Origin of the sequence: Arthrobacter sp. RCC_34 (assembly GCF_041360795.1) — a bacterium.
Lineage (GTDB): Bacteria > Actinomycetota > Actinomycetes > Actinomycetales > Micrococcaceae > Arthrobacter_E.
Map to the genome: position 1 here is coordinate 833961 of NZ_JBFUPW010000001.1, position 19589 is coordinate 853549.

The following is a 19589-nucleotide window of genomic DNA, read 5'->3' on the forward strand; positions in this document are numbered from 1 at the left end:
TGTCCGGCGGCCCGTGGACTGCTTGGTGTTCTGGGGTAGTGCTGTTTCACTGGTGCGCAAGGTGGGACTTGAACCCACACGCCCGAAGGCACAGGAACCTAAATCCTGCGTGTCTGCCAATTTCACCACTCGCGCTGGTGCTGTGCGGCGCGGAACGCCACGCTCAAGTCTAGACGCAATCACCGGGCAGCAGACTCAGCGAATTGCGTGATGTGGGTCCTGATGCGGCGGTCAGGCATCGCCGCATCAGGTCACTGCCGTGGTTCAGGCGGGGAGCTTGAGGTCCCGCCGCAGCTTGGCCACGTGGCCTTTGGCGCGAACGTTGTACTGGGCCACCGCGACGTTGCCGTCCTCGTCGATCACGAAGGTGCTGCGGATGATCCCCTGGTACGGCTTGCCGTAGTTGAGCTTCTCGCCCCAGACGGCGTAGCGCTCCGCCACGAGATGGCCTTCATCGGCGAGCATCGTGTAGCCGAAGTGCTCCCGCTGGTCCCAGGCGGCGAGCTTGTCCACCGGGTCCGGGGAGATGCCCAGGACCGTGTAGCCTTCCTGACCGAAACGCGCGAGGTTGTCGCGGAAGTCGCAGGCCTGCTGCGCACACGCCGGGGTGTCGGCCTGCGGGTAGAAGAAGAGGATGGCCCGCTGGCCGCGGAGCGAGGAGAGCGTGACGTCGTCGCCCTGAGCGTTCTTCAGCGTGAAGTCCGGCGCCGGGGTTCCCGGCGTGAGACGGGGGGTGTTGGACGTGGGCAAGGGTCTCCTCCTTGGAACGGTGATCCGGGGACGGGGCAGCCGGCTACGCGGGGCCGTCGGTGTCTTTCAGCCTATAGTCCGGGCCAGGGGCGCCCTAATCACACGGGGGCACTCAACCGCGGCCGCTTCAGGAGGTCCGGGTGATGCGGATCCAGCGCACGACGATCCCGACGGCGAACACCGCCGCCCCGGCTACCACGGATGGCAGGGGAAGGGTCGCGGCCAGTGCGACGCAGGCCAATGCCCCGAGCACCTGGAACACGCGCGGGTACCGTCGGTCGGCGCCGTTCTGGGTGAATGCGGCGAGGTTGGCCACGAGGTAATAGATCAGCACGCCGAACGACGAGAAGCCGATCGCCCCGCGGAGGTCAGCCACCGCGATGATCCCGCAGATCGCGACGGCGCCCGCCACCTCGGCCCGGTGCGGCACCCGGTACCGGGGGTGCACGGCCGCGAGCCAGTGGGGCAGGTCGTGTTCCCGCGCCATCGCCAGACTCGTCCTTCCCAGCCCTGCGATGAGGGCGAGGAGTGCACCGAGCGCGGCGACCGCCGCTCCCGCGCGAACGACCGGCGTCGCCCATCCGGCGGTTCCGGAAGCTACGGCGGCGGCGAGCGGCGCTGGTTCCGCGGCGATGCCGGACGGCCCGAGCGTCGCGAGCAGCGTGACGGCCACCGCCGCGTACACGACGGCGGTCACGGCCAGGGCGATGAGGATGGCGCGGGGGATGGTCCGCCGGGGTTCGCGGACCTCCTCGCTCAGGGTCGCGATGCGGGCGTACCCGGCGAACGCGAAGAACAGCAGCCCTGCGGACTGCAGAATGCCGTACCAGCCGTGCGCCAGGAGTCCCTCTCCGACGATCTTGCCAGGATCGGGGGAGGAGCCCGCCCAGCAGGCGGCGACGATGAGGGTCAGCGCGGCCAGGACCAGGACCATGAGAATGCGCGTCAGCCGAGCGGTCCGGGTGATGCCGTGGTAGTTCACCGCGGCCAGCGCGATCACGGCCAGGATGGCCACCGGGCGTTCCCAGCCGGGTGGGGCCACATACGCGGCGAAGGTCATGGCCATGGCGGCGGCGCTCGCGGTCTTACCGATCACGAACCCCCAGCCGGCGAGGAATCCGGCCCACGGACCGATCCTCTCCCTGCCGTAGAGGTAGCTGCCGCCCGAGGCCGGATAGGCCGCGGCGAGCTGCGCCGAGGAGCTCGCATTGCAGAAGGCCACGAACGCGGCCACCAGCAGTCCGATGAGCAGACCCGACCCGGCCGCCGCAGCCGCCGGGGTGAAGGCCGCGAACACTCCGGCGCCGATCATGGACCCGAGCCCGATCAGCACGGCGTCGAGGGTGCCGAGACGGCGTGCCAGCGCAGGGGTCTCACTCATGCGGGTTCCTTCTCGGGTGTCGTCGCTCGGGAGGTTGGTGTCGGGAACCGTGCCTCTCCTACAGATGGTTGCACGCTCTCGGCGCGGGACGCATCCCGCGAGCACAGGATCCGGGGTTTCCCGCGACTATCGCTTGTCACGGAGGCGTGCTTGGATCAGAGGACGGTTCACGTCAGGACATCGCATCACGTCAGGACATTGCACCGTGTGCACGACGCCATCGGGCAATCTTGCACGCGACGCGCGGAAAGCGCCACGCCCCGGAGTGGGCGCGGCCGGAGAGTCAGGGGGAGACTGCTGTGCTGTTGATGACGAGAGGACCACGATGAGCTACTGCAGGAAAGTCGCATTCTGGCAAGGATCACTGTTCATCTTCCTGGCGGTGAGCAACGCGCTGTCGGACCACAGCCCGGGGTGGAAGATCGGGCTGGTGACGGTGAGCTCGGTGATGGCCGTCGTGGTCATCGCGGGATGGCTGTGGCGCGACCGTCGCGAACCGCCGCCGCGAGGGTCGGCCCGGGAATAGCGCGGGGGCCGGGCGGCTCCAATCCGTTCCCGCGTGTGGCTCCGAATTCTTGCATATGGATCCTGACCACACCAGAAGGCGGCACACCGTGAGCACCCTCTCCTTCATCGACCGTCTGCCGGCGACGCATCGTCTCACGGGGGACCATCGCGACGGGCTCAGCTCGGAAGCGCTGGCCGTCGTCGACCACATCTTGTCCGGGGGAGCGGTGTACCTCCCGTTCGCTCGGCTCGGGCACCGGACCGCCATGGACCGGGGCATGAGCCCTGAGGTGGAGTTCCTGGGCCAGTTCTCCGCGTCGTCGCCCTACACGGCAGGCGTCCTGCTGAAGGTCCGCTTCGCCGATGACCCGTTCGTGTCCTTCTGGGTCCCGGCGGACTATCTCGCGCACGGGGAATGCCGCACGTGCCGGCCGTTGTGGGACGACGTGGAGGCGCTCGCCGCCGACGCCGCCCCGGGGGCGATGCTGTATGGCCTGACGAGCGCGGAGAACGGTGTGCTGGTCAAGGAGGCGGACCTGGTGCGGGCCCACGCGGGGTGATGTGGACCGCACAGACTGGGCGCGCGTGCACACCCCCACGCGGGAGCGGTTCAGCGTGTTGAGTGTTTGAACTGTCCGCAGAGGCGTGGCGGGAAGGGTGCGCGGGGGAAAGGGGCTGGGCGGCGTGGTGGAATACGCCGCTGGACGTGCAGCGGCGTCACCGCAGGTTTTGAATCGACTGACCGTGGTACGCAAGAGGCCCGCGCCGACAGACTGTCGGCCCGGGCCTCTTTGTGGCGCGACCTATAACGCCACAACCTACCCGATAGGGGTACTCATCAATTTCGGAGCCATTCCTTATGGACGAAGTACAAAATCGTCCTCGTGCCCTCGACGTAGATGATGTATCCACCACCGGCAATGAGTGCGATGTAGAACCAGCTCTCAACCGTTGGGTGGAGCAGTAGTGGGCCGCCGAGCCAGCCCACGAAGGACGTCGCGATCAATGCCATGACGACTTTCAGAATCATGGGGACGTTCTTCTTCATGACCTCGACTCCTAACTAGTGGCATTACATTCACTGTAGACGAAGGTGTTCCACGAAGCGCCGGGCAGGAAAGGGGATTGGGTAACCGATAATTCGGACGCACTTCTGCGGCGCCGTTGCAACTCCTGCTGTGACCCTCACATACGCCGTCGCGAGTCGGCAGGCGATCGCAGCAGGGCCAGGAGCTGCTTGGCAGGTCGCAGAGACGTACTGTCGCCCGAGTGAACCACCGGAGGCGATAGCCGTGGTCTCTCCCGTGTTGAAGTAGATCGAACACCAAGGGACACCGCATCCGAACTCCGGATCGGCCACGACCGGGTACGCCGCGCCACGGTGCTCGACCTTCTGGACGAGCGAGCCCTGCTTGGCGCTTGAGGTCGACCTCTGCGAGGCGGGCGCCGACCGGGTCAGGCAGATACTTGGCGAGCCGGCGCCGAGGGGAAGCCCACGTGTGCATTCAGCGCTTGTCCGTGGCAACCGCACGAGACGTGGTCGCTCGTACGCCCGCCTCGCGGAGGAACGCGACGTGGCCGGAGGGGTAGAACTCGATGGCCGTGGCGTCGATCTCGTGTTCGCCGTCGATGGTTTCGTAGATGAAGGTCCGCAGGGCCGGCGGTGCCGGGGGTTCTGGGGGTTCCTTCGGCTCCATGCCGGGGAAGAGTGCGGAAGTCATGTTCTTTGTCCTTGTTCGGTGTTGGCGGGCTGGTCGGTGAAGGGCCACCAGAGCCGGCAGGGCGTGCATACCCACACGCGCCTGCTGTTCAGGTGGGCTGGGTGTTTGCACTGTCCGCAGAGCGGCGGTGGGAAGAGGAGGAGGGTGGGCATGGTCGGGCTTTCGGGCATGAAAAAAGCACCCGCGGCTGGTGCCTGGGTGCTTGTGGGTGTTGGGGGCTGGTGGCCTCATGAGCCCCGGAAACGGGGCGGGGATGCAAAAACGTCCTCACCGAATGGCCGGGGCCGTCCGGTGAGGACGTTCAAGTGAAGATGAGGAGCGCTACTCGTAAAGGTACTGCTTGGTGCTCATGTAGTCGATGAAATTGCCGATTGCCTTGTATCCGAGATGCCCGACGAGGCCGATGAGGACCATGAAGATCCACGACGTAGGTGTCGGATTATTCATTAACATGGGGGATGCAGCCCAAGCGATTGCCGCGACTACTACGACAGCGGCAATTGCTTTCAGGACCTTGGGCAGGTTCTTCTTGTTCATCTGCTTGGCTCCCTTCTAGTGACACTGACTTCCAGTGTAGATAAATGTGTTCCAGGAAGCGAAGGGTGGCATTGGAGACGGGTAGGCAATGATCCCTACGCACTTACCCTGGCCGTTCGCCGCCAGGGCGGTGACGGTCACGTAGCCCGTTCCGAGCACACAGACGAACGCAGCCGGGCCAGGAGCCATTTTGCAGGCGTCCTTGATTGTCAGGGCACCGAAAGAACCACCGGCGGCGATGAGGCTTGTTTCGCCCCTGTTGAAGTAGATCGAGCACCAGGGGACGCCGCATCCGTACTCAGGATCGGCCACGACGGGGTACGCCGCGCCACGGTGGTCGACCTTCTGAACCAGCGTGTTCCCCGACACCGTGTACGAGGTTGGGAGGGATTTCCCTGTGGCGTCCTTGGCCCACGGGGGCAGGATGTTGTTCACCTGCTCGCCGGCGGCGTTCTTGACGGTGACGGAGCCGTTCTTGTTGAGGCTCAGTTTGGTGCTGGCGTCACCGACGATGAACTTGTACTCGCTCGGCGCCATGGGGGTGTTGATCACCACGTAGCCGGCTTTGGTGCCGTTCGGGCCGGTGCCGACGACGGTTCCGTAGTCGTTCCCGCGGGAGCGGTTGACCTTGGCGCCGTTCTCGACGGTGGCGGTGGTGCCGGGCAAGGAGGCCGTGAGGTCCACGGTGGCGAGCTTCGACTCGCTCGCGGGCTTGGCCGCCAGGTTTCGTGCGGCGATCTCGTTCTGCGCCTTGGCGGCAGGTGAGCCGATGAGGCCCTGCTGCTGGACCACGGCGAGCGGATCCTTGAGGTGGTTCGCCTCGGCGGCGTTCGCCGGTCCGGCGACTCCCAAGGATGTTGCGACGACGAGTGCGGCTGCCGCGCCCGTCAGTAACTTCTTCAGTGCTGACATTTAGTTCTCCCCTGAACTGCTTGTTGACTTGGAAATTTTTGACCGATCGTACTGGCCATTTTTCACGCTAACCGACGCGACGTGACAGTTTCTGTCGCCCCCAGGGGGTATTTTATACACCGATTTGAGAATAACTCGGGCTTGTTCAGGCGGCCTGCCCGAAGCTGGCGAAGCGGCGGGGCACGTTGGAGCGTTCTGGGGACAGCCCGACCTTGTGGGGGAATCAGGAATCGGGATGGGTGAGTGCGCCGGTTTGCGTCCAGAGCTCGACCGCCGCGAGGCGGGTGCCGACCGCGCCAAGCAGGTATGTGGCGGTTCTGCGCCGAGTGCAGCCCGGCGGGTGCATTCGACGGGGGCGTGCATACGCTGGTTCGGGTGGCCACGGCTCCTCAGAGCGGTCACCGGCTCGCGCGTCCCGTCGAGCAGGGGCCTCGAGGTCCTGTCCATGGTGCCCGCGCGCGACATGGTTACCCGGGCGTCCGCGTCAAGGAACGGAGTCTCGAAGAAGCAGGTCGCATGGCGCTGAAGCGCAGGCGCACGGACTTCCCGCAGCATCTAAGAGCTGCGACGATGCCAGGCACAAAAAAGTCCCGCCCGATCATGCCTTTCAGCAGATCGAGCGGGACTCGTTGGTGCACCCCCCGGGACTCGAACCCGGAACCCATTGATTAAGAGTCAATTGCTCTGCCAGTTGAGCTAGAGGTGCATCGTTGTGGCTTATCAGCCGGGCTTTTCTTCCCGTCTGCGTTCCCCGCAACGAGTAAGAACTCTACTGGAGTTTTCCGCAAAAGTGAAATCGAGGCCTCCGGGGCGCCTCGGAGCGGTCCCGCAGGTCCTTCCGGCCCGGTTTTCCGGGGGAGTGGATGCCGGGCGCTGTCGCAATCAGACCGCCAGCAACTCGTCCGGTGCCATTCTGTGAGGCACGTCATAGACTGGCCGCAACGTGCCGGGCCTTGCTTGCTGGGCCCTGGCTCCCGAGCGACGGAGGATGCCATGACCGCAGAACCCACTCCAGACATCAAGCCGCGTTCCCGGGTGGTGACGGACGGCATCCACGCGGCTCCGGCGCGCGGCATGTTCCGCGCCGTGGGCATGGGCGACGAGGACTTCGCGAAGCCGCAGATCGGCGTCGCGAGTTCCTGGAATGAGATCACCCCGTGCAATCTGTCGCTCAATCGCCTCGCGCTGGCGGTGAAGGAGGGCGTGCACGCCGGGGGCGGGTTCCCGATGCAGTTCGGCACGATCTCCGTCTCAGACGGGATCTCCATGGGCCACGACGGCATGCACTTCTCGCTCGTCTCCCGCGAAGTGATCGCGGATTCGGTGGAAACCGTGATGCAGGCCGAGCGGATCGACGGCTCGGTGCTCCTCGCGGGCTGCGACAAGTCCCTCCCCGGAATGCTGATGGCCGCCGCGCGCCTGGATCTCGCGAGCGTCTTCCTCTACGCGGGTTCGATTATGCCCGGTTGGGTCCGTCTGGAGGACGGCTCTGAGAAGGAAGTCACCCTCATCGACGCCTTCGAAGCGGTGGGCGCCTGCGCCGCGGGCCGGATGAGCAGGGGAGACCTGGACCGCATCGAGCGCGCGATCTGTCCGGGGGAGGGCGCATGCGGCGGCATGTACACGGCGAACACCATGGCGTGCATCGGCGAAGCATTGGGGATGTCCCTGCCCGGCTCCGCCGCTCCGCCCTCGGCCGACCGGCGTCGTGACGACTTCGCGCGGCGCTCCGGCGAGGCAGTGGTCAATCTGCTGCGGCTGGGCATCACCGCGCGGGACATCATGACCAAGCCCGCGTTCGAGAACGCCATCGCCGTCACCATGGCCTTCGGCGGCTCGACCAACGCGGTGCTGCACCTCCTCGCGATCGCGCGGGAGGCCGGCGTCGATCTCGTCCTCGACGACTTCAACCGCATCGGCGACAAGGTGCCGCACCTGGGTGACCTCAAACCGTTCGGCCGCTACGTGATGACCGACGTCGACCGCATCGGCGGCGTGCCGGTCATCATGCGGGCGCTGCTCGACGCCGGCCTCCTCCACGGCGACTGCCTCACCGTCACCGGGCGCACCGTGGCCGAGAATCTCGAGGCGATCAACCCACCGGACGTCGACGGCAAGATCCTGCGGGCCCTCGACAACCCGATCCACAAGACCGGCGGCATCACCATCCTGCACGGATCGCTCGCCCCGGAGGGCGCCGTGGTCAAGACCGCGGGCTTCGACGCCGATATCTTCGAAGGCACGGCCCGGGTCTTCGAGCGGGAGCAGGGTGCTCTCGACGCGCTGGACCGCGGCGAGATCCAGAAGGGCGACGTCGTCGTCATCCGCTACGAGGGCCCCAAGGGAGGCCCCGGCATGCGCGAGATGCTCGCCATCACCGGCGCCATCAAGGGCGCGGGCCTCGGCAAGGACGTCCTGCTGCTGACGGACGGGCGCTTCTCCGGCGGCACCACCGGGCTCTGCATCGGACACGTCGCGCCGGAAGCCGTCGACGGCGGGCCCATCGCCTTCGTCAAGGACGGCGACCGGATCCGGGTGGACATCGCGGCCCGGTCCTTCGATCTCCTGGTGGACGAGGACGAGCTCGCGGCCCGCAAGGTCGGCTGGGCGCCCCTGCCGGCGCGCTTCACCACGGGCGTCCTCTCCAAGTACGCAAAGCTGGTCAATTCGGCGTCAACAGGGGCGTACTGCGGCTAGCCCACGCTCTTGCAACGACGACGGCGGTGCCTCACCGCCGTCGTCGTGACCGCATGCCGGACGCGAGCGTCCACATTGTGAGACGAGGCGTCCAGCAGTTGACACTAAATCGCGCCACGGGGAACACTGTAGCCATGACTGAAACCGTGATCGTCGTAGTCCTTACCAAGCGCGTGGCATAAGCCAAGCTGGTAACGGTCAGTCACGCGCAACCCCTCGAAGAGCCTCACGGCTGAGGGGTTTTTTTGTTGCTACAGACGCCACGATCAGTCGCCCACCCGAAATCGCCCCGTTTGGGGCACCAACGAGGAAGAGTCCGATGAGCAAAGGATCGCCCATCAGCCCCACGCTGTTGGCTGCAAAGTCCGCGAAGAATGCGGAAAAGTCCGAGCGCGCCGTCACCGCTGCCGATGACGCAGCGGCCCTCTCTCCTGTCCTCGGGCCGAACAACGTTGTACCCCCAACGGAGATGACCGGCTCACAAGCACTCGTCCGCTCGCTCGAAGAACTCGGCGTCAAGGACATTTTCGGTTTGCCCGGTGGTGCCATCCTGCCCACCTACGACCCGTTGATGGCTTCCAGTTTGAATCACATCCTGGTCCGTCACGAGCAGGGAGCCGGCCACGCCGCGCAGGGCTATGCCATGGTCACCGGTGAGGTGGGCGTGTGCATCGCCACCTCCGGTCCTGGCGCCACCAACCTGGTCACCGCCATCATGGACGCCCACATGGACTCCGTGCCGATGGTCGCCATCACCGGTCAGGTCAGCAGTGGCGTGATCGGAACGGACGCCTTCCAGGAGGCTGACATCGTCGGCATCACCATGCCGATCACCAAGCACTCGTTCCTGGTCACGGACCCGGACGAGATCCCCCGGGTCATGGCCGAGGCCTTCCACCTCGCCTCCACGGGCCGTCCCGGCCCCGTCCTGGTGGACTTCGCCAAGGACGCCCAGGTCGCCAAGACCATGTTCTCCTGGCCGCCGAAGATCGACCTGCCCGGGTACCGTCCCGTGCTGCGCGGTCATAGCAAGCAGCTGCGTGAGGCCGCCAAGCTGATCGGCGCCGCCAAGAAGCCCGTGTTCTACGTGGGCGGCGGCGTGCTCAAGGGCCACGCCTGTGAAGAACTCAAGGAACTCGCCGAGCTGAGCGGCGCCCCCGTGGTCACCACCCTCATGGCCAAGGGCGCCTTCCCGGACTCCCATCCGCAGCACGTCGGCATGCCCGGCATGCACGGCACGGTGTCCGCGGTCACCGCACTGCAGCAGGCGGATCTGCTCATCACGCTCGGCGCCCGGTTCGACGACCGCGTGACCGGCGTGCTGAAGACCTTCGCGCCGAACGCCAAGGTCATCCACGCCGACATCGACCCGGCCGAGATCTCCAAGAACCGCACCGCGGACGTGCCGATCGTGGGCAGCGTCAAGGAGATCATCCCCGAGCTGACCGAGGTCCTCCGCGCGTACTTCGAGGCCAACGGCAAGCCGGACCTCGGCGCCTGGTGGGCGTTCCTGAACAACCTCAAGGAGACCTACCCGCTCGGCTGGACCGAACCGGAGGACGGCCTGATCGCCCCGCAGCGCGTGCTGCAGCGGATCGGCGAGCTGACCGGTCCCGAAGGCGTCTTCGTGGCAGGCGTCGGCCAGCACCAGATGTGGGCCGCGCAGTTCATCAAGTACGAGCGCCCGCACGCCTGGCTGAACTCCGGCGGCGCCGGCACCATGGGCTACTCCGTCCCGGCGGCCATGGGCGCCAAGGTCGGCAACCCGGACCGCGTGGTCTGGGCGATCGACGGCGACGGCTGCTTCCAGATGACCAATCAGGAACTCGCCACCTGCGCCATCAACAACATCCCGATCAAGGTCGCGATCATCAACAACTCCTCGCTGGGCATGGTCCGCCAGTGGCAGACCCTGTTCTATGAAGGCCGGTACTCGAACACCGACCTGAACACCGGCCATGACACCGTCCGGATCCCGGACTTCGTCAAGCTCGCCGACGCCTACGGCTGCGCCGCGCTGCGCTGTGAGCGGGAAGAGGACATCGACGCCACCATCCAGAAGGCCCTGGAGATCAACGACCGCCCCGTCGTGATCGACTTCGTGGTCAGCCCCAACGCCATGGTGTGGCCGATGGTGCCCTCCGGCGTGAGCAATGACCAGATCCAGGTCGCCCGGAACATGACCCCCGAGTGGGAAGAAGAGGACTGATCATGAGCCGTCACACTCTCTCCGTGCTGGTGGAGGACAAGCCCGGCGTGCTTACGCGCGTCTCCGGCCTCTTCGCCCGCCGGGCCTTCAACATCAATTCCCTCGCCGTCGGCCCCACGGAGGTGCCGGGCACGTCCCGCATCACCGCGGTGGTCGAGGCGGAAGGTGACCTCATCGAGCAGGTCACCAAGCAGCTCAACAAATTGATCAATGTGATCAAGATCGTAGAGCTCACGAGCGACGCTTCCGTGCAGCGCGACCATATCCTGGTCAAAGTACGGGCCGATGCCGCAACGCGTCTGCAGGTCACCCAAGCCGCAGACCTGTTCCGCGCCTCCGTGGTCGATGTGTCCACCGACTCATTGATCATCGAGGCCACCGGTCATCCGGAGAAGATCACAGCACTGCTGTCAGTCCTGGAGCCCTTCGGCATCCGCGAGATTGTGCAGTCCGGCACCTTGGCCGTTGGACGGGGACCCCGCTCCATGAGTGACCGCGCTCTGCGGTCCGCCTGAATCCCACACGAGACACCGTTCCACCCCCACCATTCCAAGGAGAATTTCCATGACCGAGCTGATCTACGATGACGATGCAGACCTGACGATCGTCCAGGGCAAGAAGGTCGCCATCGTCGGCTACGGCTCCCAGGGCCACGCCCACGCCCAGAACCTGCGCGACTCCGGCGTCCAGGTCGTCATCGGCCTGAAGGAGGGCTCCAAGTCCATCGCCAAGGCGGAGGACGAGGGCTTCGAGGTCAAGAGCGTGGCAGACGCCGCCGACTGGGCCGACCTCATCATGATCCTGGCACCGGACCAGCACCAGCGCGCGATCTACAACGACTCCATCAAGGACAAGCTGACCGCAGGCAAGACCCTGGCCTTCGCCCACGGCTTCAACATCCGCTTCGGGTACATCCAGGTCCCCGAAGGCGTGGACGTCATCCTCGTCGCTCCGAAGGCCCCGGGCCACACGGTGCGCCGCGAGTACGTCGCCGGCCGAGGCATCCCGGACATCATCGCCGTCGAGCAGGATGCCACCGGCACCGCCTGGGAGACCGCCAAGTCCTACGCCAAGGCCATCGGCGGCACTCGCGCCGGCGTCATCAAGACCACCTTCACCGAAGAGACCGAGACGGACCTCTTCGGCGAGCAGGCCGTCCTCTGCGGTGGCGTGTCCCAGCTGGTCCAGTACGGCTTCGAGACCCTGACCGAGGCCGGCTACCAGCCGCAGATCGCCTACTTCGAGGTGCTGCACGAGCTGAAGCTGATCGTCGACCTCATGTGGGAGGGCGGCATCGCCAAGCAGCGCTGGAGCGTCTCCGACACCGCCGAGTTCGGTGACTACGTCTCCGGACCGCGCGTCATCGACCCGCGCGTCAAGGAGAACATGGCGGCCGTCCTGGCCGACATCCAGAACGGCGCCTTCGCCAAGCGCTTCATCGACGACCAGGACAACGGCGCCGTCGAGTTCAAGGAACTGCGTGCCAAGGCGGAGCAGCACCCGATCGAGGCCGTGGGCAAGGACCTCCGTGCCCTGTTCTCCTGGAAGCAGCAGGACTCCGACTACGTCGACGGTTCCGCCGCTCGCTGATCCCCGCCCGGGGGATCGCGATCCTTCACAAAAGGGAAGCCGATTCCCGGCACGCCGCACCGAGCCAGTAATCTCGGTGGCAGGCGTGTGAAGCAAGGACGCCGGGCCCGCACACTGTGCGGGCCCGGCGATTCCACGCTCAGGACACCTGAGACAAGCCACTGCAGTATCGATCGCCACAAAGAGGTCACCGGTGACAGACACCAAGCCCGTAGTACTCATTGCCGAAGAACTATCGCCTGCCACCGTGGCGGCACTGGGACCGGATTTCGACATCCGGCAGACCGACGGCGCTGACCGTTCCCAGCTCCTGCCGGCCCTGGCCGACGCCCACGCCATCCTGGTCCGCTCCGCCACGCAGGTGGACGCCGAAGCCATCGCCGCCGCGCCGAACCTCAAGGTGATCGCCCGCGCCGGCGTCGGCCTGGACAACGTCGACATCAAGGCCGCCACCCAGGCCGGTGTCATGGTGGTCAACGCGCCCACCTCGAACATCATCTCCGCCGCCGAACTCACGGTCGGCCACATCCTCAGCCTGGCCCGCCACATCCCGCAGGCTTGCGGCGCCCTCAAGGCGGGGGAGTGGAAGCGCTCCAAGTACTCGGGCACCGAGCTGTTCGAGAAGAAGATCGGGATCATCGGCTTCGGCCGCATCGGCGCCCTGGTCGCCGCCCGCCTCCAGGCCTTCGGCACCGAGATCCTCGCCTACGACCCCTACGTCACCTCGGCCCGTGCCGCGCAGCTCGGCGTGAAGCTCGTGACCCTGGATGAGCTCCTGGCGCAGTCCGACTTCATCACCATCCACATGCCGAAGACTCCCGAGACCGTGGGCATGCTGGGCGCGGACGCCTTCGAGAAGATGAAGGAGACCGCGTACGTGGTCAACGTCGCCCGTGGCGGCCTGGTCGACGAGACCGCGCTGCACGAGGCACTCGTGGCCGGCAAGATCGCCGGCGCCGGCATCGACGTGTTCTCCAAGGAGCCGTCCACGGACCTGCCGTTCTTCGGCCTGGACAACGTGGTCGTCACCCCGCACCTCGGCGCGTCCACCGCGGAGGCCCAGGAGAAGGCCGGCATCTCCGTGGCGAAGTCGGTCCGTCTGGCCCTGGCCGGCGAGCTCGTCCCCGACGCGGTCAACGTGGCCGGCGGCGTCATCCACTCCGACGTCCGCCCGGGCATCCCGCTCATCGAGAAGCTCGGCCGGATCTTCACCGCACTCACGCACGACTCGGTGACCCAGATCGACGTCGAGGTGGCCGGTGAGATCGCCGCCCTGGACGTCAAGGTTCTCGAGCTGTCCGCGCTCAAGGGCGTGTTCGCCGACGTCGTGTCGGAGCAGGTCTCCTACGTCAACGCCCCGGTGATCGCCGAGCAGCGTGGCATCAACGTCCGGCTGATCACCACCGAGAACGCCGAGGACTACCGCAATGTGCTGACCCTCCGCGGCGCGCTGAGCGATGGTTCCCAGATCACGGTGTCCGGCACGCTGACCGGCCCCAAGCAGGTCGAGAAGCTGGTGGGCGTCAACGGCTTCGACATCGAGATCCCGATCACCGATCACCTGATCGTGGTCAGCTACCAGGACCGTCCCGGCGTGGTCGGCACCATCGGCCACATCCTGGGCATGAACAACATCAACATCGGCGGCATGCAGGTGGCCCGCAGTGCCGAAGGCGGCGACGTCCTGGCCCTGCTGACGGTCGATTCCTCGGTGCCGCAGCAGGTCCTCGACGCCATCAAGGCGGGCGTGGGCGCGAACGCCGTGCGTGAGGTCGACCTCGAGTCGTAGGGCCACACTGACGGGACCGAGGGTCCCGGGAACCCGGGCCGGTCTGCCTACAATAGTTACGGCGCTGTGAGCGTCGTAGCGGTCGGCAGGCCGGCCCGAAGTCTTGAACCACCCCGTCGGAGCGTGGGCGAAGCCATGTCTGCAGTGCAGCCCTCTCCCGTTCCCTCACCCCAGGAGTGCAATGAACGCCGTTGAACGGTTCATCAGGAGCCGCGTGCTGCTGCTGACCGCGACCATCCTGATCGCGACCATGGCGCTGTCCGTCCTGGTCCAGAGCAGCTCGCAGGCGGCTCTGGTCAAGACCGTGGACCAGAACTCCCGTGGCCTTTACGACATCCTGGTGCAGGCGCCGGGACAGGGCGAGGGCAAGCTCATGCAGCCGGACATCGTGACCGGCCAGGGCGGGATCAGCTTCGATCAGCTGGACAAGATCCGCCAGATGGACGGCACCGCGGTGGCCGCGCCCATCTCGCTCGTGTCCCGCGTGACGCAGAACCTCGAAGCCCCGCAGTTGCGTGCCATGGACTACCTCGGGTACAACTCGGGCCTCGTGGGGCTGCAGCAGACCAGCACCCCCGGCTCCACCGACGGCTCGAAGTGGCCGCAGGCCGAATCCGTGCTCCCGGACAAGGCCACGAAGTACCGGATCACGGCCAGTGCCACGAGCTCGGACGGGGTGACCGAGCGGCAGCTGTTCAGCACCGTGGGCGAGGGGACGCTCGGCAAGGCCAAGGTCGTGCAGACCACCGTGGCCGGCGGCAAGTCCGTGCAGATCCAGGCGCCGGAAGGCGAGACGGGCATCAAGTTCCCCGCTCCCGCCGGTAATTCCACCCACACTCTCTTCAACGCCAACATCGCGCTGCCGCTGGCTCCCGAGATCAGCGAGTCCGTGGTGGCCGTGGACCCGACCGCCGAGCGCGCTCTGCTCGGTGAGGCCGGCGCGTTCCTCGCACCGCTCGAGAAGGCCCCGCCCGCGGACGGCCGCAACGCCGGCGCCATCGGCCGCTTCTTCCAGGAGAAGCTCTCCTCCGGCATGTCCCAGCAGGACATCCAGGACGGTCCCGACTTCCTCGGCGTGCGCCTGAAGTACTGGGCCCCCACGCTCATGCAGTACGAGGCGAGCGTGCGCAGCAAGCAGATCACGGACGACTCCCAGGCCATCCCGCTCGTGGTGCGCCAGGGCACCAACCTGGACGTCAAGTACAACGTCAAGATCGAAGAGCTCGACGACGCCGGCAACGTCACCAAGGAGGTCGGCACCGTCTCCAAGAACCTCGGTGACGGCTACCTCCCGTTCGTCTCGAAGTCCCCGTTCGTGCTGCAGTGGCCGGGCGGCACGGACCACTCCGACCTCCTGGGCTCCACGTCCAGCTTCGCGTCCGGCCTCTACGACCCCGCCACCTGGAGCACCCAGTTCGCGGCCGCGCCCGATTACTCCGCCAAGAGCACCGAGGCCAACGGTTCCGAGGAGAAGCAGGCCGTCCCCGGTGACTGGGTCACGGTGAACAGCCTGCCGGAGCGTGCCCTCGACGGCACCGCCGTCGACCAGGGCCAGCGCAAGCCGGTCCAGGACCGCTCCTACCGCAAGGACGTGGCCCGCGGCGACGCCAAGGCGACCCCGCTGCCCATCGTCTACGGCACCTTCGACCCTTCCGCCGTCCAGAAGGCCGCGGGTGACATCAACCGCCTGCCGCTCGGTGGCTACGATCCCGTGCCGTTCAGCCTCGCGAAGGACGCCTCGGGCAACGACGCAGGGTCGAAGGCCCTGAAGCCGAGCCTGAGCGCCACGGGCCTGGTCAGCCAGTCCGCCGGCGCGATCACGGACTACTACGGCCTGGCCGCCGCCCGCGGCTACACCAAGGACGCCGACGTCGTCGACGCGATCCGCGTGCGCGCCAAGGCAGAAGGCGGCTGGCGTCAGGCCGGCGGCGACATCGCCAAGCTCGCCGACCAGATCCGTGCCCTGGGCCTGAAGGCCACCATCGTCTCCGGCTCCGCCCGCGAGGACGCGAACATCTTCGTGCCCGGCTACAGCAAGGATGCCTCCGGCGCCGAGCAGGCCCTGGGCACCGTCCAGCAGTCGTGGGTCCGCCAGGACGCCGCGGCCGCGGTGAGCAGCTCGCTCTCCGGAACCAACATCATGCTCCTCTTCCTCGCCCTGCTGGGCGCCACGCTGCTGACCGCGGCCTCGACCGTCAGCTACGTGCGCAAGCGGCGGAGTGACGCCGGGATCCTGCGGGCCATGGGCTGGAACCAGAAGCAGATCAGGAAGTGGGTCCTCCAGGAGTTCGGCGTGGGCGCCGCGGCACTGGCGGCCGCAGGCCTGATCCTCAGCCTCCTGAGCTGGAACCTGGCGACCGCGATCGTCTCGCTGCTCGTCCTCGTCATCTACGCCGTGGCGGCCTGGCTGGCCGTGCGTCAGCTGCGCCACCACCACGTGGTGGACCAGGAAGTGGTGGACGACTCGAGTCTCATCACGATCGATTCGCCGCTGACCTTCGCCAACCGTCAGCTGAAGACCCATCGCTTCAACACCCTGGCCCTGGCCGTCGCGGTCGGCGTCTTCGGCGCCGCGGTCGGCGCGCTCGTGTCCGTCCTGGTGGACATCCCGCGAGCAGCCGGCGCTTCCGCCCTCGGCGGTCTGGCGGCGGGGAGCATCGTGCTCCCGGCCATCATCCTGGCCGTCGCGGGCGCCGTCGTCGGCCTCTTCCTGACCATCGTGACCGGCCGCTTCGAACTGGGCGCCAAGCGCGAACAGATCGGTGTGCTCAATGCGATGGGCTGGAACCCTGACATGCTCCGTCAGGTCCGTTTCTTCGAACACGCCCTCGTGGGCCTGTACGCCCTCCCCATCGGCGTGCTGGGTGCCGCGCTCCTGGGTATTTTCCTCGCCCCCTACGCGGCTGTCTGGGCCGGCATTGCCGGTCTGCTCGCCGTCGTGGTGTGGGTTCCCGTAGCGACAAGGATCATTCGATGACCATTGAACCGGAATCCCGGAAGAACCGCCGCGCCGAAGAGCGCCCCGCCCCGACCCAGGACGAGGAGAACACCGTGAGCGTGGAGCAGTCCGCCGTGGACGGCGCCGAACTCCAGACCCGTGCGAACACCATCATCAAGGTGGCCGACCACGAGACCCCGCTGCGCCTCGAGGACGTCACCATCCGCTACGGCGGTGAGCGCAACGGCGCCGAGCGCGTCACCGTGGTCGAGGGTTTCAACATGGACCTCGACGCCGGCGAGATGCACTGCGTCGCGGGCCGCTCCGGTTCCGGCAAGACGTCCATCCTGACCGTGAGCGCAGGCCTGACGCTGCCCACGAGCGGCCGCGTCTTCTGGGAGGATGCCCCGCTCGACGCGATGAACGACGACGAGGTGGCCGACCGCCGTCGCGCGCTCATCGGTTACGTCGACCAGGGCGGCGCCCTGATCGAGGGCATGAGCGCCCTGGAGAACGTCCTGCTGCCCGCCGTTCCGGACGGCGAGGTGGAACAGCGCACCGAAGCCGCGAAGGACCTGCTCGAGCTGGTCGGTCTCGGCAAGCGCATCAAGCACCGCCCGGCCCAGCTGTCCGGCGGCGAGCGTCAGCGCGTGGCGATCGCCCGCGCGCTGATCCTCGGCACCCGCGTGCTGGTGGTCGACGAACCCACCGCCAGCCTGGACCGCGCCGCGGCCAACAAGATCATCGGCATCCTCAAGGACACCACCAAGGACGGCATCTCGGTCCTGGTCGCCTCGCACGACCACGAGCTCATCCGCGTGTCCGACTCGATGACCGAACTGAACTGATCACCGCCCAGCGCCCCGCACGCACCGCAGGAGAGAACACACCGTGACGCAGCAGAAGCCGTCCTACTACTTGACCACGGCCATCACGTACCCGAATGGCGTCCCGCACATCGGGCACGCCTACGAGTACATCGCCACGGACGCGATGGCCCGCTTCAAGCGGCTGGACGGCTATGACGTCATGTTCCTCACCGGGACGGACGAGCACGGCATGAAGATCGCGCAGGCCGCCGAGAAGGAGGGCATCACGCCCCAGGAGCTTGTCGACCGCAACGCCGAGGTCTACAAGGCCACGCACGCCGAGCTGGGCATCAGCTACGACCGCTTCATCCGGACCACGGACGAGGACCACTACGCGGCGAGCCAGGAGATCTGGCGCCGCATGGAAACCAACGGCGACATCTACCTCGGCAAGTACGAGGGCTGGTACTCGGTGCGTGACGAGGCGTTCTACGGCGAGGACGAAACCGAGCTCCGCGAGGACGGCAAGCGCTACTCCAAGGCCACGGACACCGAGCTGACCTGGACCGAGGAGGAGAGCTACTTCTTCCGGCTCTCCCAGTACCAGGAGAAGCTCCTGGCCCTCTATGAGGAGCAGCCGGAGTTCGGTTACCCGCGCGGCCGCTTCAACGAGGTCATCAGCTTCGTCAAGGGCGGCCTGGAGGATCTTTCCATCAGCCGCACGACGTTCGACTGGGGCGTCCCGGTTCCGGGCGATGACAAGCACGTCATGTACGTCTGGGTGGACGCGCTGACCAACTACCTGACCGGCGTCGGGTTCCCGGACGAATCCAGCGAGAAATTCCAGCGGTTCTGGCCCGCCGATGTGCACGTGATCGGCAAGGACATCTCCCGCTTCCACGCGATCTTCTGGCCGGCGTTCCTCATGAGCGCCGGACTGCCACTGCCGAAGCGCGTGATGATCCACGGCTTCCTGCACAACAACGGCGTGAAGATGTCCAAGTCGCTGGGCAATGTGGTGGCGCCGGCGGACTTCGTCGCACAGTACGGCCTGGACCAGGTGCGCTACTTCTTCCTGCGGGAGGTCCCGTTCGGCGCCGACGGCAGCTACAGCCACGACGCGATCGTCGGCCGCATGAACGCCGATCTGGCCAACAACTTCGGCAACCTCGCACAGCGGTCGCTGTCCATGGTGGCGAAGAACTGCGACGGCGCCGTGCCGGTCCCCGGCGACTTCACCGCCGCGGATGAGGCGATGCTGGCGCAGGCGGACGCGCTGCTCGCGACCGTGCGCGCGGAGTTCGAGGAGCAGCAGTTCTCCCGGGCCCTGGAGGCCATGTGGCACGTGCTGGGGGAGTGCAACGCGTACTTCGCCGAGCAGCAGCCGTGGGTCCTCCGCAAGACCGACCCCGCCCGCATGAACACCGTGCTCTACGTGACCCTGGAGGTGCTGCGCCAGGTCGCGATCCTGAGCCAGCCGGTCATGCCGGGCTCCGCCGGCAAGGTGCTCGACCTGCTCGGCCAGGAGTCCGAGGAGAGCCGCCTGTTCTCGGCCCTGGGCACTCGTCTGGTGGCCGGCACGGCACTGCCCGCACCGGCCCCCGTCTTCCCCAAGTACGAGGAGCCCGAGGAGGCCTGACTCTCCGTCTTCCTCCACGCGTTTCGCGAAGGAACAGCTGAGGCCCGGAAAACCATGTTTTCCGGGCCTCAGCTGTTCTCTCGTGGGTCTCGCGTCAGGGGTTGCCCCGA

The 19589-nt window shown here is 66.8% G+C and carries 16 protein-coding genes and 2 tRNA genes; 10 read left to right on the forward strand and 8 right to left on the reverse strand.

Translation table 11 applies throughout. From position 1 onward, the window contains the following. Positions 1 to 50: 50 nt before the first annotated feature. From AB6732_RS03865 to AB6732_RS03875, 3 genes are all read right to left on the reverse strand, one after another. Positions 51 to 135: transfer RNA gene (locus tag AB6732_RS03865), tRNA-Leu, on the reverse strand. A 129-nt stretch (positions 136 to 264) separates the two neighbouring features. Next, entirely contained in the window at positions 265 to 750 is a 486-nt protein-coding gene (bcp, locus tag AB6732_RS03870; protein WP_370958460.1) for a thioredoxin-dependent thiol peroxidase, read from the reverse strand. A gap of 127 nt (positions 751 to 877) precedes the next feature. Beyond that, complete coding sequence (locus tag AB6732_RS03875; protein ID WP_370958462.1) at positions 878 to 2131, reverse strand: APC family permease; 1254 nt, start codon at positions 2129 to 2131, stop codon at positions 878 to 880. Between the two features lie 325 nt (positions 2132 to 2456). Between AB6732_RS03875 and AB6732_RS03880 the strand changes: the two genes are divergently transcribed. Both AB6732_RS03880 and AB6732_RS03885 read left to right on the forward strand, forming a co-directional pair. Beyond that, positions 2457 to 2657 carry a hypothetical protein gene (locus AB6732_RS03880; protein WP_370958464.1) on the forward strand — a complete coding sequence of 67 codons (201 nt, stop codon included), beginning with the start codon at positions 2457 to 2459 and terminating at the stop codon, positions 2655 to 2657. Between the two features lie 88 nt (positions 2658 to 2745). Continuing rightward, entirely contained in the window at positions 2746 to 3198 is a 453-nt protein-coding gene (locus tag AB6732_RS03885) for a hypothetical protein (protein WP_370958466.1), read from the forward strand. A 278-nt stretch (positions 3199 to 3476) separates the two neighbouring features. Here the strand turns inward: AB6732_RS03885 and AB6732_RS03890 are convergent, their stop codons facing one another. The 5 genes from AB6732_RS03890 to AB6732_RS03910 all read right to left on the reverse strand — a co-directional run bounded on the left by AB6732_RS03890 (position 3477) and on the right by AB6732_RS03910 (position 6514). Continuing rightward, a complete protein-coding gene (locus tag AB6732_RS03890) occupies positions 3477 to 3686 on the reverse strand; it encodes a hypothetical protein (protein ID WP_370958468.1) in 210 nt (69 codons plus the stop codon). A 457-nt stretch (positions 3687 to 4143) separates the two neighbouring features. After that, positions 4144 to 4359 (reverse strand): hypothetical protein, encoded by a 216-nt coding sequence (locus AB6732_RS03895; protein ID WP_370958470.1) that lies wholly within the window; start codon positions 4357 to 4359, stop codon positions 4144 to 4146. A 321-nt stretch (positions 4360 to 4680) separates the two neighbouring features. Further along, positions 4681 to 4806: a hypothetical protein gene (locus AB6732_RS03900; RefSeq protein WP_370958472.1), complete on the reverse strand. Its 126-nt coding sequence runs from the start codon at positions 4804 to 4806 to the stop codon at positions 4681 to 4683. 105 nt (positions 4807 to 4911) lie between these two features. Beyond that, positions 4912 to 5808, reverse strand: a complete 897-nt coding sequence (locus tag AB6732_RS03905; protein WP_370958474.1) for a hypothetical protein — start codon at positions 5806 to 5808, stop codon at positions 4912 to 4914. A gap of 630 nt (positions 5809 to 6438) precedes the next feature. Beyond that, a tRNA-Lys gene (locus AB6732_RS03910) sits at positions 6439 to 6514 on the reverse strand. Between the two features lie 287 nt (positions 6515 to 6801). On the opposite strand from AB6732_RS03910, the gene ilvD reads away from it, so the two are divergent. From ilvD to metG, 8 genes are all read left to right on the forward strand, one after another. Then, the gene (ilvD, locus tag AB6732_RS03915) at positions 6802 to 8505 is read left to right on the forward strand and encodes a dihydroxy-acid dehydratase (protein WP_370958476.1); all 1704 of its coding nucleotides are present in this window, start codon (positions 6802 to 6804) and stop codon (positions 8503 to 8505) included. A gap of 319 nt (positions 8506 to 8824) precedes the next feature. Continuing rightward, complete coding sequence (locus AB6732_RS03920; RefSeq protein WP_278266714.1) at positions 8825 to 10714, forward strand: acetolactate synthase large subunit; 1890 nt, start codon at positions 8825 to 8827, stop codon at positions 10712 to 10714. Between the two features lie 2 nt (positions 10715 to 10716). Further along, complete coding sequence (gene ilvN, locus AB6732_RS03925) at positions 10717 to 11229, forward strand: acetolactate synthase small subunit (protein ID WP_066210822.1); 513 nt, start codon at positions 10717 to 10719, stop codon at positions 11227 to 11229. A 49-nt stretch (positions 11230 to 11278) separates the two neighbouring features. Further along, positions 11279 to 12304: a ketol-acid reductoisomerase gene (gene ilvC / locus AB6732_RS03930; protein WP_066210821.1), complete on the forward strand. Its 1026-nt coding sequence runs from the start codon at positions 11279 to 11281 to the stop codon at positions 12302 to 12304. Positions 12305 to 12497: 193 nt separating this feature from the next. Continuing rightward, positions 12498 to 14093, forward strand: coding sequence for a phosphoglycerate dehydrogenase (serA, locus tag AB6732_RS03935; protein WP_066210819.1), 1596 nt, complete (start codon positions 12498 to 12500; stop codon positions 14091 to 14093). A 181-nt stretch (positions 14094 to 14274) separates the two neighbouring features. Then, complete coding sequence (locus AB6732_RS03940) at positions 14275 to 17070, forward strand: FtsX-like permease family protein (protein ID WP_370958479.1); 2796 nt, start codon at positions 14275 to 14277, stop codon at positions 17068 to 17070. Next, entirely contained in the window at positions 17067 to 17879 is an 813-nt protein-coding gene (locus AB6732_RS03945) for an ABC transporter ATP-binding protein (protein WP_370958481.1), read from the forward strand. Before AB6732_RS03940 ends, AB6732_RS03945 begins: the two co-directional genes overlap by 4 nt. 43 nt (positions 17880 to 17922) lie before the next feature. Continuing rightward, positions 17923 to 19479, forward strand: a complete 1557-nt coding sequence (metG, locus tag AB6732_RS03950; protein ID WP_370958483.1) for a methionine--tRNA ligase — start codon at positions 17923 to 17925, stop codon at positions 19477 to 19479. Positions 19480 to 19589 lie beyond the last annotated feature (110 nt).